The organism is Candidatus Aquicultor sp., assembly GCF_054640775.1.
The window spans coordinates 1-15,998 of sequence record NZ_JBTSLF010000051.1 but is presented as its reverse complement, the minus strand read 5'-3'; the positions used below and the strand labels follow the sequence as shown (position 1 = coordinate 15,998).

Genomic DNA, 15,998 nt, shown 5'->3' with positions numbered 1-15,998 from the left:
CCAAACTAAAAGCAAACCTGATAAGAACTTTTTGGGAGTCTATTACTTGTTCTTTTTTTCGACGGCCTTATTAAGGGCGCCGAGTTCTTTTTTAAGACCCGAAAGCTTGTTGTTGACTATGAACACGTATCCGAGAAGCCCCACCCAGATTCCCATATAGACGCCAACTACGTATGGCAATTGCTCCTTCATAGTACTAACCTCCAATTTGGTTCTTCAAAATATCGAGTTCCTCGCTTACCCCAAACATCTGATACCGCGTTAAGAGAAGCGACACGTAAAAGAACGTCATACCGAACATCGAGACCAGAAACGCCACGAGAAGCGGCCCTTCGAGGCCTGCCCCTGACGAATCGAAGATCACCGGATGTATCGACGGGATAAGCCTGATGGCGAAAAACGTCAGCGGAACGTTGACCGCGGCGATGATGGAGTAGACCGCACTAAAGCGGGCTTTGGTGCTCTCCTCGCTGATCGACGAGCGCATGACAAAGTACCCTGCATACATGAGCATCAGAATGAAATATGTTGTAAGTCTAGAATCCCACTGCCACCACACGCCCCAGGCCGCTTTGTCCCATAGAATGCCGGTCATCTCAACGAGCAGTCCATATAAAAAGCCGAGCTCGACCGCGGCAAGGCTTAAGAAATCGTATTTGCGCTCCCTCTTGTAAAGAAACAGCGCCCCGAATATCGCCGCAAGGATAAACGATAAGAGCGATGTTTCGGCAACCGGCACGTGGAAATAGAGTATCTTCTGGTGAAGCACCTCTTGGTTTGTGTTGGGATCGATAGCGATAGGTGCGACAAGAAACGCAAACGCGATGCCGGTAAGTAACAGGACGCTTCCAATGCCTAACAATATAGTAGTCGCCTTTTTCATAATCATTCCCCTATCACAAAATCGTAAAGAGCATATGCTACCAGCAAGAACATTATATCATACGCCGCTAATATTTTCATTGCGCTCACCACGGGAGCGAACTTTTCACCCGTTACGCCGCCCATTATCCCGTTGGTCGCAGTCACGGCGGAGATAAGAATCGGCGAGCTAAGCGGCAGGTAAATAAGCGGCAGCAGCATATCCCTCATTTTCGTGTTGATCGATATCGTTGAAAGCAGCGTCCCGACGACGCATATCCCAATGTTGCTTAAGACGATCGCCAGGATAAACATCGGGACTGACCCCTTTATCGAAAGGTTGAGCATCACCAGGTAGAGTGGCACCGCGATGACCTCGACAATCGTTAAAAATATGAAGTTGCCTATCATCTTGCCGAAGAAGATGTTCGGTCTGTCTACCGGCGAGAGAAGCAACCCTTCGAGGCACCCCTCATCCTTTTCGTGGACGAAGGAGCGGTTTAAGCCTAAGAGCGACGTAAACAAAAACGCGATCCATATCAGACCGCCGGCAAAGGGGTTAAAATCGGTCGTCGTGCCGAACCCGAAGTGAAACGCTACCATGATAAGCAGCACGAACAGGAACATGGAGACGACCATCTCTTTAGTTCTAAGCTCGGCGATGATATCCTTTTTGATGATCGCGCCGATCTGGCGACCGCCCGACATTACGAATCACCCCTTACGCGCTGCTGGTAGATGCTTTTAAACATGTCGATATCGAGCTCGTTTTTATCCTGGTAGAAAACAATCTGTCCGTTATAAAGAATCATCGCTTTAGAGCATAGAGAGACCCCGCGGTCGATGTTGTGCGTGATCATAATAAAGGTGTGGTCCTTGCGGATGCTGTCGATAAGGCTCTCGAGAATATCGACGGCATGTGGGTCGAGACCGGTATGCGGCTCATCCAGGAAAAGCACCGATGGTTTGTGAAGAAGGGCACGTGCGATCGCAAGACGTTGGGTCATACCCTTGGAATATGTGCGCACCAGGTCGTAGCGCCGGTGGCCCAGCTCCACCTGGTCCAAAAGCTCGTCGATTCGCGCATCGCAGTCCTCGACGCCGTACATCGCACCGTAAAAGCGCAGGTTTTCTTCAGCGCTTAGGTCAAGATACAGCAGCGGGCTGTGCGAGATAAGCCCGATTTTGGCCCGTATGGCCGCCGAGTTCTTCTGCGGGTCGATGCCGGCAAGGCGAACCTCCCCGCTGGTGGGTGCGACAAGCGTTGCGATGATTTTGATGAGCGTGGTCTTACCCGCGCCGTTTGGTCCAAACAGCGAGAGAAAGCCACCCCTTTCTAACTCAAAGGATATGTTGTCGAGAACTTTTCGTTTCCCGAATACTTTTGAGAGGTTCTTTACCTCGACCTCGGGGGGCACGCTCAAAGCATCCCCTTCTCTTTCTTTTTCCAAAGGCTCCACTACTTGTTTCATAAACAGCTTATTCGGCCCCCGCTAATGCTTCTTTGCGCTTGCCTGCGACTTTTTTCTTCGGCTTTTTCGCATCCACTTCGTCCTCGGCCTCTTCGGTCACGGCAACCGCCTTCGGCCACATCGAAACCATGGTACCCAAGGCAAGAAGAAAGCTTCCGATCCATACGAACGATATCAGTGGATTTACCTTAATGTTGAGGGAAAGGTCGCCGGTCGATTGGTCTGTGCCGTTAAAGACAACGAAGATATCTCTGAAGGGCTCATAGTGAATGGCCGCTTTTGTCGTTTGATTCTGCTGCAGTTCGTGGTAGATAAATTCCGGCGCCACCTGGCCCATAAATTTGCCGGTCGAGCGGTTCTTCATGTCAAAGATCGCGTTAGCGATATACTCGCCCGGTTTCTGCGATTCTTTGATCCCTTTGAACGTCAACTCATAGTTACTAACCTGGACGACCTGGCCGGGCTGGTTTTTAATCGTCGCCGGGATATCCTGCACGTAGAGTTGTGAGCCCGCGATGCCGAACATCATTATCGCGATGCCGAGGTGGCCTACAAATCCTCCAGCCGTGCTGCGATTGAACCTAAAGAGCGCAACGAGACCCGTGAAGAACCCGACGCCACGGCCCTTGGCCCTGGCGCTTGCGGTGATATAGAAAAGTTCAAGTACCGCCACGATGGCGAATATCGGCACGACAAGAAGGATAAAGTTATAGACCTGTCCAAGGGTATCCATAAAACTAACCGAGCCGTTGAGGGTCTCGGCGAAGTTAAAGACGGTGCCGCCAAACAGATAGAGCGGGACGGCGAGCACTACCGCAGATACCGCCGGTATGGCGAGATGTTTAAGTAGCTTGCCCGGCTCCGTCTTGGTCCAGCCAAGGAACGGGCAGATGACGATGAGCAATAAATAGACCGCGCCAAGCGGTTTGGCAAGTGCATTATAGAAACTGGCGCCAACCGTGGCGCCTACGAACGCCGGAATTACCGTTGCGCCAAGGATGATAAAGGTAAAGACGGTAAGCGCCACATTGTTCAAGTAATAGGTAAAATGCCGTGAGAAAAAGTCCTGAAAGAACTCCTGCGCCTCAAGTTCTTTGCGGCGAGTATTCGCAAGGTATGCCGTCAAGATGACGACGGTGAGCATGAGGCCGCCGAATAGGAAGGTAAGGTCCCATCTGATTTCGGGAAATGAGTGCACCGATACCGCAGACAACAGGCCCGAACGTGTAATGAATGTAGCCATAATGACCATGATAAACGAGAGCGAAGCAAGCCATACCGCCCATACCTTCATGCCGCCCCTGCGGCGGTACATGGTGAAGGTATGTAAGAGCGCGGTGCCGGTGAGCCATGGCAGAATTGAAGCGTTCTCCACCGGGTCCCAGCCCCAGTAGCCGCCCCACCCGAGAACGACGTAAGCCCAGAGGGCCCCCAAAAATATTCCAATCGTTAGGAACAGCCACCCAAAGAGCGTCCACTTATACGCACGGTCGACCCAGGCGCGCGATGCGTCCTTATTAATAAGCGCCGCGATTGCAAATGCAAAAGGTATGGTCATACCCGCGTATCCCATGAAAAGCGTCGGTGGATGAAGAACCATCGCCCAGTGCATCAAAAGCGGGTTCATGCCGGCGCCCATCCCGTTCATCTCGGGGATAGGGCCTTTAAACGGGTTGGTCGCAACGATGATCGTAATTGTCAGGAAAAGCTGGACGTAGTTTGAAATATTGAGCGCTTGCGATTTTAAGCTGTCGTTCTTCTTCATATTTGAGAATGCAAGGACCGCTGTATATCCGGCAAGCATCCAGAGCCACAAGAGAAGCGAGCCTTCATGGCCGGCCCAAAATGCGGCTATCCTATAGAATACGCTCATGGATGGAGCCGAATTCTGCGCGACGTAGCCAAACGAAAAGTCGTTGTTGATAAACGCAAGAAGCAGGGTGAGACCTGCAAAGGTCACACTTACGAACTGCCAGACCATACCCAGGCTGCCCAATCGCTGTTGCTGTTCCCCTTTTCGCGGTTTAGCTTTGTTGCCCAGATAAAAACTATAGGCCGAGTAAAGTGAAATTACTATCGCCACAAGAAGGGCGAGCAAGCCAATTACACGCATAAGCTATTTTCCTCCTGGTTTCTTCTCTTTATCATACTTTGAAGGGCACTTAGTAATAACGCTGTTAGCGACGATCTTGCCCTTTGAAAGCAGCTTTCCTTCCGCCACGACGTTAATGCCCGGGCCGAAGGTCGACGGCAGCTGCTTGGAATACTCAACCGTCATCTCTAGATTCTTGTTGTTCTGATCGAAAATCGTAAACGTGCAGGTATGCCCCTTAGTCACAACTGAGCCCTCTTTAACCTGACCGCCGACATTTATGTTTTTGCCGACAAAGGACGAGTCGCGCGTCACTTCGGCTATAGCCTTATAGTAAGATACCGATGCGCCCGAGCCCAGCGATTGCCAGATCATAACGCCGATGACGACAAGAAGGATGCCGGTAACGATAAGCAACCTTGTCTTGCTTTTGCTATCAACCATCTAAGTCTCCCTCCAAATTCTATCTCCGTGCCCCGCCGACGACCGGCCCGCGGAGCATTCCACACCTTTTACTACTATATCTACTATGCTTTGTAGCATATATATGAAAGCTGGTCAGGTCAATCGTAAACCCTGGCCGGGACACTGCTCCTATAGGCAATTACAGGTCTGCCTCCGGGCGCCCACTTAGCTTTAGCTCACTAACTTAATTCTCGCCTCTTTATCCTTGAGCCCTGCGATAAAGAGCCGTGTGACATTGATCGCAACCGGGACAAATACCAGCGTGATGAGACCGGCGAATAGCTTTATCTGCGAGGAATCGGAATTCGCAAAAGCATTATTGGGATGTACGAGTTTACCGGTCATTGTAAGCAGTAACACCGATACAACGGGCAATCCGAGGTTTATACCGGCTTGCAATGACTTGCTCTCTGTTACCAACCTGAGTAGATACGCAACAACAGCCATTAAAAGAATAATAGACGAGACCCGCAGGCGAGGCTCGGTCCACCACCTACCGCCCCAGGTAAGCGAAGCTGCATACGCCCCGATAGTAATATGGGTGAACCAAAATAGAACCGCTGTCGACTGGCTTGCTGATGATATGGCAAGGATGCTGCTGGTCTTCTCGGCAAGTCGTCCGCTTCGGGTGAGAAGGCCGGCAAAATAAAAAAGGCCGAGCAATCCCGAGATCGCAAACATGGCCATGCCGACCCAGGTTACCGCCGCGTGTATGTAGATTAGTCTGATGTAGTTTCCTAGAGTTTTTTCTTCCGGGGCAACCAGCGCGAGGACTATTGCTAAGATGATCAGCCCGAAGGTTATCAATAAAGCTGTTTTTCGCCTTCCAGGATTAAGCTCCATAATAGAACTTGCAACTCTCCATATCCATGACGTTACAACCGTCTTTTTCAATCGATACACAAAAACTGAAAAACCTCTGCCCTATTTTTAAAATCATATTCGATGACTTTAAAAATGGGGCACCCCCGTCAGGAAGCGCAATTTTGGTGTTTAGGCAAGCAAACCTGACAGGGGTGATGAATAACCTCTGTGTTAACGCCTTTTTAGCCTGCCTAAACAAGTTCAGATTAACAGAAATAGAGTGCTTTAGCAAGGAAAATAGGTCGTGTTTGCCTGTTTTTGCGAAGGAAAAACGCCATGTCATACCACGTGGGGTATATACGGTCGGCTCTGAAGATCGGCCATAAAAAATCAGGTAGGAGGGGGACTCACGTCCCCCGTCCTCCTACACCACCGGACGTGCTTTAAATGCATCCGGCGGTTCGTGAAGCATTAAGTTTCAGATATCGTGCATGAAGGCTAATGAGACCTGCGGATTCAAGGAAAGAGTTGGGGATCGCTTGCTGAAGCGCAGGTGATTTAGACATACGCCAGGGGCCTTTTCGCGAGAACGCAGCATAGGCCACCCATCCTGTCAGACCCCGATTCCTAAGCTCACGTAATCTGGTCCGTGGTCGTTTCCACTGCTTCCACATAACGCACCGAAGCCTTCTTCGTATCCATTTATCAAGCTCTTTAAAGAGAGTAGCTGCCCGCGCTACCGAAAAGTAGGCGCTCCAGCCACGCAAGAATTGATTCAGGCGCCAGAGCGTCTCTTTAACAGAGATTCCGCCACTTCGCCTGGTGAGCTGCTTTATCCTTTTCTTTGAGTTCTTCTGTCTTCATGGAATCGACTCCGGGAGCGCCTTTGTTTTCTTTGACTCGTTTTAATGAGGAGCGCAGGTTTTTCTTCTCAAGGATTCTCTTAAAGATATCTTCCTCTTTGGTCGTTTCTTCGTGTGGTACCACGGGCGGCTGATGCCCTACGGGCGTGGTAGCGTAGGCTTCACCCGTGCCACGTACACCGTAGTTCTCCTGCGAGATTTTCTGCCGTTTGCCGTCCATGAACTCGTTCACGTTAATCGACCCACTTTCACGTTCGGTCCTTCAGTGCAAAAGCACCTAGTATGACCTCTGCTGACTTCTCACCATCCCTCGACTCTCTTTACAGAAGAGCCTAGTCCCTATTGGACAGATAGTGAGACCTCCCCGGGTAAGAGCACGTAACTTTCCTCCCATTCCCGCCGCATCTACTGATAAAGGTTTTGGTGGCTACGGGCTTTGCCTTGTTATGCAGGCTCACCCACCTTTACCAGCCTCATATGCGATTTCTGTTCGGTCGGTACGGGATTTTGCTTTCGGCTCCCCATACGCCCTCCGGGCTCCTGCAGATTCTACCTCACGGTAGACACCCTTGCCTTTCGCTAGCGGTTTCCACCACCGGGACCCGCAGGGGACTTTCACCCCCAAGTGATGTGCCCATGCCGGGCGCACATAAAGAGGCGGCCGCTTGTAAGCGGCCGCCTGGATAGTACGTCGTTACCGATTACCTCGATAACGTCAGCGTCCTGGCATCGGGAGAGTTAATGTACGCCCCGCCCCCTTCTGGGATCGAGGTCGAAGTCTCGTAGTCTCCGGTGGACGGGTTATAGATGTATGCCATGTAGCCGGATGGCAGCGTTACCGCAGTATCAAACGGATTGCCGACCATATTCCAGCCGGGCTGCAGTAATACGTTGTATGTATCAATCGATTTGAGTAACACCGGTACGGTTACCGGCTGGTTGAAGTACGCCCAGCAGGCCATGCCGGCAAGCGGCGTATCTACTTTCTGATAGGCGTTATCGGCCGTGCTATAGGTATAGAGCGGCGTCTCTAAGTTGGCCCCATCAGCGGGCACCGTGATCATGTTCCACCCTTCCGGGTAGGTCACGAGACTCTTGATGTCGGTAATCCCCGCTAGCGGGGCATCCAGATATGCTATCGTGTCGCTCGTTTCGTAGGTGTTGGCGCCATCTGAAAACTGGCCAACAACGGTCTTGATGCCGGGTTGATTCGTGAGTTCGAGTGCTTTGGTACCTGCATAATCTTCCCACGGGGTCCAGGTCGAATCGTCGACCATAAACCTCATCTTGGATGCGCCATCTATCGAATTCGTTACGGTAACTGGTTTCTTGTTGGTGAACTTCGAATCCGCGTCTATCGTAATTGTTCCTTTCGGGGCGACGTTATCGACTCGTACGGCAACAAACGCGGTGCCCTCGACGTTTCCGGCCGTATCTATGCCGCGCGCCTTAATGGTGTACGGCAGGTTGTCGCTCCAGACGAGCTGCCACAAATACGTCCAGGCGGCAATCTTAGTACCGTCCCCTGATTTTATATCGGCGGGCATCCACACCGCGGTCTTCGACCAGTCGCTGCCGGTCCAGTAATCGCCATCGCCACGCTGTATCGTGAGTTCGACTTTTTTAACGGCGACGTCATCCATAGTCGTGCCCTTGATCAGCTTCTCCGTGCCCGTGAGAATCGCAGTCCCCAGCGGGTCGTCAAAGGTCGTCACCGGCGCCTGCGTATCGGGCGCAGCAGGTGGCGTAGTTGGGTCTGCCACTGGCGGAGTGGTATCCGCAGGTGGCGCTGTATCTGTAGGTAGAGTTACTACAGGTGGGGTCGTCGTGCTGTCACCCGGTGGAGTTGTGCTCGTATCTGGCGTCGTGCCAGTGCCGGGGACCGGCGTTGTCGTTGTGTTGTCTGGGGCATAGACTTCAAACTCCCAAAGTGCGTAACCCCACCCTGTCGCTCTTTGGGTTCCATGCATAGATACATAGCGAGCATTAGTTCCTACCGGTAGGGTGACGGTATCTATATTTCCGTCACTATTGGTAACAGATGCTACCATCTTCCAGCTACTTGTATCGTTGGAGACCCTTATTTCATAATTCTTCGCATATGCGGTTTCCCACTTCAATACGACCTTACCTATGTCTGTGGCGGAACCTAAATCTACGATATAGGATTGGGGATCACTGTACTGCGAACTCCAATACGTGGACATGTCGCCATCTACAGCCTTTTCGCTCTCATACCCACCGGCTTCAACTGATGAAGTCCATACGCCCTTGCCCTGAGCTAAATTACCCTTGACCGTTGGTTCTGTTGGCGTTGGTGTTGGTGTTGGCATTGGTGCAGGTGCAGGCTCTGTTCCATAGTTTGCATCCAAATAGCTCTTAAGCTGGGGCGCAACTTCATTAGAGAACTGAGCCTCATCATCCCAGACAACGACGCCCTGCGAACCATAGCCGATCGCAGCCTTGGCTTGAGTTAACATATTACTGGTTGAATTAGAAATATGTCCCGGCTCACCGAAAACACCAATACCGGTGTATTGTGCATTAGGTGCTGAAAGTTGAACATTCTGCTGGGTAACCTTGCTAAACCAGCTGTTGCCCGATGGATCAACATAGGTCATGTTGACAAATACGTTGATGTAAGACTTCCATGTAGGCCAGTCTTGGCTAATGTTATTACGGCAGTTATTAATATCGGGAAATACCGCCGCCGAAATCTGAATGTTTGGATACTTCGCACGTATTGCAGCAGATACGTCGGCCACATGTGCTGTTACCAGGCTGGTCTTAAAGTCGACGAACTGACCGTATCTTGACCCCCCGGGACGTACGTCACTCGGCCAATTAGCCACCGTGCCATACTTGGCTTGAAATTTAGCGCGTGCTGCTGCGGTGTATCCCGTATCATTACCGGGATAACGTATGTAGTCAAAATGATAACCATCCACCCTACCAGCATATTTAGTCAGCATCTCCATGGTAACCTGCTTATCCAGGTTCATGGCATAGTCGTTAGCTGGGTCAATAAAGTGTGCATTAGGTGTGCCTGCGGCGTCACGTACAAACGCATCCTTACTCTGCAAAGTACTGTAGCTACTCGACCCTGAATCGATGTAGAAATTCTGGTGCCACAAGTGTAGGCGCATTCCGCTAGGTTTGCCTGCTACAACTTTGTCCACGTAAGTAGAATCGTTACTGACAAGTGTGCTACCAAAACGTGAAGCCCCCATGTTGCCCGTATCGACATAATAATCAGTAACGCCCTTGTTCTTTAGATCATTTAGATGTCCGCTCCAGTCGATATTCTGATTAAAGAATGCCGGGAACCATACGCCGCTAACCGGCCTGCTTCCGGCAATTGCCGTTCCCATGTAGTTGCCGGGGGTAAGACTTAGCATAGGTACTGTCAACTGAATGATAAGTAGTAAAGCACTAGCAGTCATAAGTACTTTACGATTTACCTTTTTAGAAAGATGCCGTGGTTTGTATTGTGATAAGCCTAAGATTTTTGTCGCCCTCCCTGTTAAGCTAATTGGTTTTCGTTGCAGTTTCGTTTTTTGCATACAACACTCCTATCCTTGCTGGAGACTACCTTATTTAAAAGGCTTGTGATGGCAAATTTGTTTACGTCTCTGATATGGTTTTACTAGGGGCATGGTTCTCATATACCTTATCATAGGGATTATTTATGTCAACGATATGCGTATGTTATCCAACCTGTTCCAGTAGGTGCGCGTACCCAGAGAAAGCTAGCCGGTGTGGGGCCCGGTCGGCAAGCATGATGCATATCATCCCATAGACCGCAATCTTGCTGGTAGCCATGCATCCTTTGGTGCATCTCGTACCGTAGGCAAGCTATAACCCCTCAGCTTAACCAAGTAGTAAGTTAAACGGCAGAGCAATACCTTATCGCTCGAAAGGGCGATTAGAATGGCCGGAATTACTACCTTCAAGTAGCTATTTACAGGAGGACCTGTGTGGCAAGCGCAACAAAGTCTCCGGTCGTGTTTAGTAACCGGCGAGGTTAGGTATGGGATTCTATAAGACGAGTTTTTGCTTCTTACCATAAGTGGAGGAAAACGTGCGCATACTCCTTGTGTGCTCATCCGGTGGGCATCTTTACGAGCTGTTTAGTCTCCGCGAATACTGGGAGCAATATGACCGATGGTGGGTCACGTTTGATAGAGAGGTGGTCGAGTCGCTGCTTGCAAATGAGCGTGTAATCACCGCGTTTTATCCTACAACAAGAAACGTTAAAAATCTCTTTAGAAACTTCTGGCTGGCACTACGGATTATCAGAGAGCTAAGACCGCAGACCATAATCTCGACCGGTTCCGGGGTTGCCATACCCTTCTTTTATGCCGCAAAGCTTTACGGCATTAGAACCATCTATATTGAATCGATAGCAAGGACATCCGAATTATCTCTTAGCGGTCGTCTTATATATCCTGTCGCCGATAAATTCCTTGTTCAATGGCCTGAGCTGACTAAAACTTTACCGAAAGCGGAATATAGAGGACGGGTTTTATGATTTTTGTAACCGTCGGGTCGGATCAATTCCAGTTCAATAGATTGATACAGGCAGTTGATGAGTATTGTGGGCTTGAAAAAGAGCACGCATATATACAGCTGGGGTCATCCGACTACCGGCCCCGTCATTGCCAGTGGTCCGAGTTCCTGCCCTTCGATCAGGTTGAAGCGTTGATGAAGGAATCATCTGTAGTAATAGCCCATGCCGGCGCCGGCACGATTTTAGAATGTATCAGGAGCGGGAAGGTACCTATTGTGGTCCCCCGGTTAAGCCAATTCGGCGAAGCAATCGATGACCACCAGGCTTCATTTGCTTATTGGATGCAGGAGCATGGCTATGCCTACGTGGCTGATCTTTCAAATCTGGCAGAGGTAATAAGAAATTTCAAGGACAGTACTATTACACACTCTGCATCAACTAAAACTGAATTGGTCGGTTACCTAACTAAAGTAACAAGAAACTGGGCGGCCTAAATCGGATCCTTACTTTTTGTGGTGGCTACTAAACTTCGAATTGGATGAGTATGCTGTTAAGTATAGTTCTTGTTAATTACAATAGCGCAGATATGCTGGTTGACTGCTTGCGGTCAATACATGAATCTAAGCTCGATTTCGAGCATGAGATAATAGTAGTAGATAACGACTCTCACGATGATAGCCTTAAAAAAGCAAAGTCTGGCTTTCCCGCTGTCAGATACCTAGAAAACAAAGATAACATCGGCTTTGCGAGGGCCAATAATCAGGGTATACGTCTGGCGAAAGGCCAGTATGTGCTCATACAGAATCCCGACACCTTGGTTATCGGCCATGCAATCGAGAATTTAGTAGGATTTATTCGCAACAACCCCGGTATAGGAATTGTTGGGGGTAAGCTCCTTAATAGAGATGGCAGCTTGCAGTACTCAATCAGACGATTCCCTGCCATAACGGGCCAGTTGTTCGAAGCACTCTTCATGCATAAGATTGCGCCACAGCTATCTCGAAGGCTCGGTGAGGTCGTCCTCGGCGAGAGCGCATACGGTAAACCCTTAGGTGTCGATTGGATCACCGGAGCGATTATGATGGTTGACCGGGCAGCCATAGAGCAGGTCGGTATGCTGGATGAGTCGTTTTTTCTCTATGCCGAAGAGGTCGATTGGTGCTATCGCATGCGGCAAAACGGTTGGCGTATTGTCTATTATCCGGATGCCGTATTTACCCATTTCATGGGGAAAACAAAGGCAAACCTTCAGCTTTACACCCAACACTTAAGGGCAAGACGCCAGTTCAGCTATAAACACTTTAGTAGATTTAAGGCCCTTATGTTCGACATTGCAAGCCTCATATATCTAATCAACCGGAGCACCCTTTTTCTAGCCTTATCAATAGTCAAACCCTCCGATGACGTATCGCAAATGGGTCGCTTATATTACCAGAGCGGGAAAGAGTTGATAAAAATGGTGGCATCGGGAGCAGAACTACCTAAGCATCGTCCGTAAAGGAGAGAGCATGAATCACATTATAAACTACATCATCATTACTCCCGTTAAGAATGAGGGGAAATTCATCGCTAAGACAATCGAATCTGTCCTAAGTCAAACGATTCCACCATCATCGTGGATAATCGTGGATGATGGCTCGACTGATGATACATGCGCCGTTGTCGAGGGATACCTGGCTAGGGCTGATTTCATTCGCTTGCTCAAACGACACAGCAGCCCTACCCGCGATGTCGGATACGGGGGCATCCGGGCATTCAGTTACGCAGCCCGGGATATCGACCCACTGAAGTACGATTTTGTGGTCAATCTCGATGCCGATGTGGCATTCGAGCCGGATTACTTCGAGAGGTTATTTAAAAAATTCGCTGAAAACGAGGGCTTGGGTATTGCAGGTGGATTGGGTTGGAGCTATCACGTAGGACGCCTTACCGCCGAAAAAATCCCGAGAAACCATGTGCCCGGCTACACAAAAGTTTACCGGCGGGAATGCTACCTTGATATCCAACCGGTACGGGAGATTCCGTCGTGGGATACCATAGATGAACTCGAGGCGCAGCGTGCCGGCTGGGAGACGGCAAACTTCGATGATATCCAAATCATTCACCTTAAGCCGATGACACTGGGAGCCGGCAATATCCTGAAAGGAAAGTACGTTCAAGGAAAAGTCTCTTACCTTATCGGATACCCGTTTGATTTTATGGTCATCAGGTCGATCAAACTGATGGCCGAGTTCCCGTTTCTAATCGGCGGGATATTGGCCTTCACCGGCTACCTATCGGGTCTCTTCTCTCGGGAGCGCATAGTATTAGAGGAAGACCTGGTAAACTACCTCAGAAAAAAGCAGCGGGCTAGAATCTATAATAAGCTTCCGGGAATCTTCAATAAATCTGGTAATTAGAATCAGGTCGGATAGTGTAACTTTACTGGGTGCCAGATAATTTATTAAAGTCATCCTCCTGAAGTTGTCCTCTAAACTGCTCCCCTACCTTTTCCCGGGTAAAAAACACCAGTGCCGAGATGAAAATCAGTGTCTCGATCACATCTTTGATGTCGAGTCCCCCGCTTATCTCGCGAAGCTCAAGCATAAGCCCGACAAAGCTAACCGCGATAACCATATGCCTGCCCCACTGCCTTGTGCCAATGACACCCAGCCCTGACATCGCCAGAAAAGAGTACGGTATAGCCCTGACAACTACCTGGTCCTGGGCAAATTGTGGCTCTGTAAAGAGAACCAGCAGGCTTAGCCCCGCAAACACTTCAAAGCCTATACCTGCTAACTTAATAGCAATTCTCCATCCCATATTCAACAACTTCTTTCATTCGATATTTCTAGGACCAGTAGCTGCTCTAGACATAGATTTTGCCGGTTTCTATGTTTACCACGCTACTGGGGGAATTTGAGGGAGCTAGGGCACATATTACCGGTAACACCATGCTGTTTATTGGGCATCCAGAGTTTTGTCTCTAAAGCTGATAACCAGGGCAGACCCTAACCCGGCTATTATAAAAAAGGCATAGACAACATCGGCAAAACCAAAAGTGTCAAACGTGAAGCATACAGCCGCAAACACCAACACACTGGATAGTAACGACGATACCAGCTCTCCCACACCTGGCTCTGCCTTCAAGGCAAACCCCCTAAAACTTTTAATCAATGAGTACAACAACCATAGAAAGGCTAGTATCCCGACCACACCGGTTTCAACGATAAACCCGAGGTATTGATTGTCCAGGTAAAAATATCTCTCTGGATCGAATGTGCCGAACCCCATCCCAAACAGGGGTTTTTCTGCGAATTTCTGCAACACTCGCGGGTAGTCAGTTAATCGTCCCTCATTGTTGCCAACCTCGCTACTGACAATATGTTTATAAGAAACCCTGTCGGTCAGCTCTTTAAAATTCGCGCCAAAAAACATTCCCGCACATAACGCAAATATCACAACGATAATAAGAAGCGTTAACCCCCTGCGTGGATTTAAGAATAATTGAGAGAGTATTACCACTATAACTCCCACAAGAGCCGTGGCAGATATTGTGAAAAATGCTGCAGTTAAAGTAGCGATAATGCCAAGTGCATACCAAGACTTTTTGAGTAGAGACTCCGCTTGATAAAAGAAATAAAGTAGTAATGGTAAAAACATCGTCAGTAGCGCGGCAAGGGCGATAGGGTGGTCGGCGGGGCCGGATACCCTCAATTCTCCACGAGTCATTTCTTTGGTTGCCTCGGTCATATCGACATTTAAAAACGGTAAGAACTCATGGATATGCTTGAACGGGTTGTAGCCCGTAAAGCGCTCTATGATGGCAAATACGCTAATAAATATCGTTAATGAAACCAGCCATCTGGCAAGCGATTTGGTAGCTGGATAATCTCTGACAATGGATGTTAGCAAATAGAAAATGAAAATATAGATAACAAATAACAAGATCGCTTTTAAAGCGCTTGGTACTTCCTGATACGAAAACGAATCAAGATTGACCGCCACAGATATTACCAAGATGGCAAATAAACCGAAGAGCGGCGCCTCTATCCCTGTTTTCCTGATTTTAAGAGCGGGGTTAACAAGAAGCATGGATACCCATAAAAACAGTATAAGCACCAGAAAAAGCCTACTCGGATCGAGTTCAATAGGTAAACCGCCGAGCATCTTGTAGGGTGCTTTTGGTACTAAGAACAAAATAGCGAGATATACTTTTAAAGGAGTCTCCCATTTCATGCGTTTGCTATAGGCGACGGCTAAAAAGGTAGCCGGCACCAGGAGGCCAAGATACCCCATGCCATAAACCGCAAGGGCAACAAGAACGCCGCTCAATACGATAAAAAGGCCATAGATGAGTTTTCGCTCTCTCTCCTGATTATTGTTAGTTGTTATATAACCATTGGTTTGGGCACCCATAACTACGCACAACTTCCTCTAACTCAATAATAGCCGGCAAGATCTTTCGCCCATCTGGCAGAATTCAACCGTGCTACCTTGGGTTCCACTTATCACACCACTTGGGGATAATGAGAACGATAGACGTTGGCATATGGCAAATCCTCGCTCACCTACTTTGAGCTGCGTTTGCTGCCTGGGCGGTCAATGTTTTCAACCATAAAAGCAAGCATGATCGCCAGAAGCACGGGCGATAAAAATGCTAACGAGAGTTTGATCGATTGGAAACTCTGGCTTGACCGTGGCGTTGTCGGTACGCCAATCTGCCTCATAACAATCCTGTCCTCGCGCGGGGTCTGTTCTCGCCGTTGCTCTTTATTAATATAAGTCCGGAGTTCTTCAACCGTGATAGCGGCAATCCCGCGGATTCTTCGACGATCTGGACCTTCCACTTTTACTGTGAATATGGGCGTATCCTTAATATTCTCACTGGTTATCTGCTCACTGTCCGCAAGCTTACCGATCCTGCTTTCAACTTTGCTCCTCATAAAATC

At 49.2% G+C, this 15,998-nt stretch carries 17 protein-coding genes; 4 read left to right on the top strand and 13 right to left on the bottom strand.

The window, feature by feature from the left end; all coding sequences use genetic code 11:
- Positions 1-42 precede the first annotated feature (42 nt).
- The 10 genes from ACYC56_RS06045 to ACYC56_RS06000 all read right to left on the bottom strand — a co-directional run bounded on the left by ACYC56_RS06045 (position 43) and on the right by ACYC56_RS06000 (position 10,000).
- The gene (locus tag ACYC56_RS06045) at positions 43-192 is read right to left on the bottom strand and encodes a CcmD family protein (RefSeq protein WP_461373281.1); all 150 of its coding nucleotides are present in this window, start codon (positions 190-192) and stop codon (positions 43-45) included.
- 4 nt (positions 193-196) lie between these two features.
- Positions 197-883: a cytochrome c biogenesis protein gene (locus ACYC56_RS06040; protein ID WP_461373280.1), complete on the bottom strand. Its 687-nt coding sequence runs from the start codon at positions 881-883 to the stop codon at positions 197-199.
- Between the two features lie 2 nt (positions 884-885).
- Complete coding sequence (locus ACYC56_RS06035) at positions 886-1,569, bottom strand: heme exporter protein CcmB (protein ID WP_461373279.1); 684 nt, start codon at positions 1,567-1,569, stop codon at positions 886-888.
- Complete coding sequence (locus ACYC56_RS06030; RefSeq protein ID WP_461373278.1) at positions 1,569-2,333, bottom strand: ABC transporter ATP-binding protein; 765 nt, start codon at positions 2,331-2,333, stop codon at positions 1,569-1,571. The genes ACYC56_RS06035 and ACYC56_RS06030 overlap by 1 nt, the downstream gene beginning before the upstream one ends.
- Positions 2,334-2,340: 7 nt before the next feature.
- Complete coding sequence (locus tag ACYC56_RS06025) at positions 2,341-4,446, bottom strand: heme lyase CcmF/NrfE family subunit (RefSeq protein WP_461373277.1); 2,106 nt, start codon at positions 4,444-4,446, stop codon at positions 2,341-2,343.
- A gap of 3 nt (positions 4,447-4,449) precedes the next feature.
- Positions 4,450-4,869: a cytochrome c maturation protein CcmE gene (locus tag ACYC56_RS06020; RefSeq protein ID WP_461373276.1), complete on the bottom strand. Its 420-nt coding sequence runs from the start codon at positions 4,867-4,869 to the stop codon at positions 4,450-4,452.
- A gap of 192 nt (positions 4,870-5,061) precedes the next feature.
- A complete protein-coding gene (locus tag ACYC56_RS06015; RefSeq protein ID WP_461373275.1) occupies positions 5,062-5,784 on the bottom strand; it encodes a hypothetical protein in 723 nt (240 codons plus the stop codon).
- Positions 5,785-6,137: 353 nt separating this feature from the next.
- Positions 6,138-6,500 carry a group II intron maturase-specific domain-containing protein gene (locus ACYC56_RS06010; protein ID WP_461373282.1) on the bottom strand — a complete coding sequence of 121 codons (363 nt, stop codon included), beginning with the start codon at positions 6,498-6,500 and terminating at the stop codon, positions 6,138-6,140.
- On the bottom strand, positions 6,490-6,789 hold the full coding sequence (locus ACYC56_RS06005; protein ID WP_461373274.1) for a hypothetical protein: 300 nt from the start codon (positions 6,787-6,789) through the stop codon (positions 6,490-6,492). The genes ACYC56_RS06010 and ACYC56_RS06005 overlap by 11 nt, the downstream gene beginning before the upstream one ends.
- Before the next feature lie 469 nt (positions 6,790-7,258).
- Complete coding sequence (locus ACYC56_RS06000; protein WP_461373273.1) at positions 7,259-10,000, bottom strand: discoidin domain-containing protein; 2,742 nt, start codon at positions 9,998-10,000, stop codon at positions 7,259-7,261.
- Between the two features lie 638 nt (positions 10,001-10,638).
- Between ACYC56_RS06000 and pssD the strand changes: the two genes are divergently transcribed.
- From pssD to ACYC56_RS05980, 4 genes are read left to right on the top strand one after another with little or no spacing between them, the layout of a single operon-like run.
- Positions 10,639-11,088, top strand: coding sequence for a PssD/Cps14F family polysaccharide biosynthesis glycosyltransferase (pssD, locus tag ACYC56_RS05995; protein ID WP_461373272.1), 450 nt, complete (start codon positions 10,639-10,641; stop codon positions 11,086-11,088).
- Complete coding sequence (gene pssE, locus ACYC56_RS05990; RefSeq protein WP_461373271.1) at positions 11,085-11,561, top strand: PssE/Cps14G family polysaccharide biosynthesis glycosyltransferase; 477 nt, start codon at positions 11,085-11,087, stop codon at positions 11,559-11,561. Before pssD ends, pssE begins: the two co-directional genes overlap by 4 nt.
- A gap of 50 nt (positions 11,562-11,611) precedes the next feature.
- Entirely contained in the window at positions 11,612-12,565 is a 954-nt protein-coding gene (locus ACYC56_RS05985; protein WP_461373270.1) for a glycosyltransferase family 2 protein, read from the top strand.
- A gap of 10 nt (positions 12,566-12,575) precedes the next feature.
- Complete coding sequence (locus ACYC56_RS05980; protein WP_461373269.1) at positions 12,576-13,466, top strand: glycosyltransferase family 2 protein; 891 nt, start codon at positions 12,576-12,578, stop codon at positions 13,464-13,466.
- A 22-nt stretch (positions 13,467-13,488) separates the two neighbouring features.
- On the opposite strand, the gene ACYC56_RS05975 is transcribed toward ACYC56_RS05980, so the two are convergent.
- The 3 genes from ACYC56_RS05975 to ACYC56_RS05965 all read right to left on the bottom strand — a co-directional run.
- Positions 13,489-13,869: a hypothetical protein gene (locus ACYC56_RS05975; RefSeq protein ID WP_461373268.1), complete on the bottom strand. Its 381-nt coding sequence runs from the start codon at positions 13,867-13,869 to the stop codon at positions 13,489-13,491.
- Positions 13,870-14,007: 138 nt separating this feature from the next.
- A complete protein-coding gene (locus tag ACYC56_RS05970) occupies positions 14,008-15,465 on the bottom strand; it encodes an O-antigen ligase family protein (RefSeq protein WP_461373267.1) in 1,458 nt (485 codons plus the stop codon).
- A 152-nt stretch (positions 15,466-15,617) separates the two neighbouring features.
- The coding region (locus ACYC56_RS05965) for a hypothetical protein (protein ID WP_461373266.1) at positions 15,618-15,998 on the bottom strand (381 nt) is incomplete at its 5' end.

Bases quoted from the DNA above. Each gene is read 5' to 3' on its own strand.
- ACYC56_RS06045 (WP_461373281.1), bottom strand. From the start codon at position 192: ATGAAGGAGCAATTGCCATACGTAGTTGGCGTCTATATGGGAATCTGG.
- ACYC56_RS06040 (WP_461373280.1), bottom strand. From the start codon at position 883: ATGAAAAAGGCGACTACTATATTGTTAGGCATTGGAAGCGTCCTGTTA.
- ACYC56_RS06035 (WP_461373279.1), bottom strand. From the start codon at position 1,569: ATGTCGGGCGGTCGCCAGATCGGCGCGATCATCAAAAAGGATATCATC.
- ACYC56_RS06030 (WP_461373278.1), bottom strand. From the start codon at position 2,333: ATGAAACAAGTAGTGGAGCCTTTGGAAAAAGAAAGAGAAGGGGATGCT.
- ACYC56_RS06025 (WP_461373277.1), bottom strand. From the start codon at position 4,446: ATGCGTGTAATTGGCTTGCTCGCCCTTCTTGTGGCGATAGTAATTTCA.
- ACYC56_RS06020 (WP_461373276.1), bottom strand. From the start codon at position 4,869: ATGGTTGATAGCAAAAGCAAGACAAGGTTGCTTATCGTTACCGGCATC.
- ACYC56_RS06000 (WP_461373273.1), bottom strand. From the start codon at position 10,000: ATGACTGCTAGTGCTTTACTACTTATCATTCAGTTGACAGTACCTATG.
- pssE (WP_461373271.1), top strand. From the start codon at position 11,085: ATGATTTTTGTAACCGTCGGGTCGGATCAATTCCAGTTCAATAGATTG.
- ACYC56_RS05985 (WP_461373270.1), top strand. From the start codon at position 11,612: ATGCTGTTAAGTATAGTTCTTGTTAATTACAATAGCGCAGATATGCTG.
- ACYC56_RS05980 (WP_461373269.1), top strand. From the start codon at position 12,576: ATGAATCACATTATAAACTACATCATCATTACTCCCGTTAAGAATGAG.
- ACYC56_RS05975 (WP_461373268.1), bottom strand. From the start codon at position 13,869: ATGGGATGGAGAATTGCTATTAAGTTAGCAGGTATAGGCTTTGAAGTG.
- ACYC56_RS05970 (WP_461373267.1), bottom strand. From the start codon at position 15,465: ATGGGTGCCCAAACCAATGGTTATATAACAACTAACAATAATCAGGAG.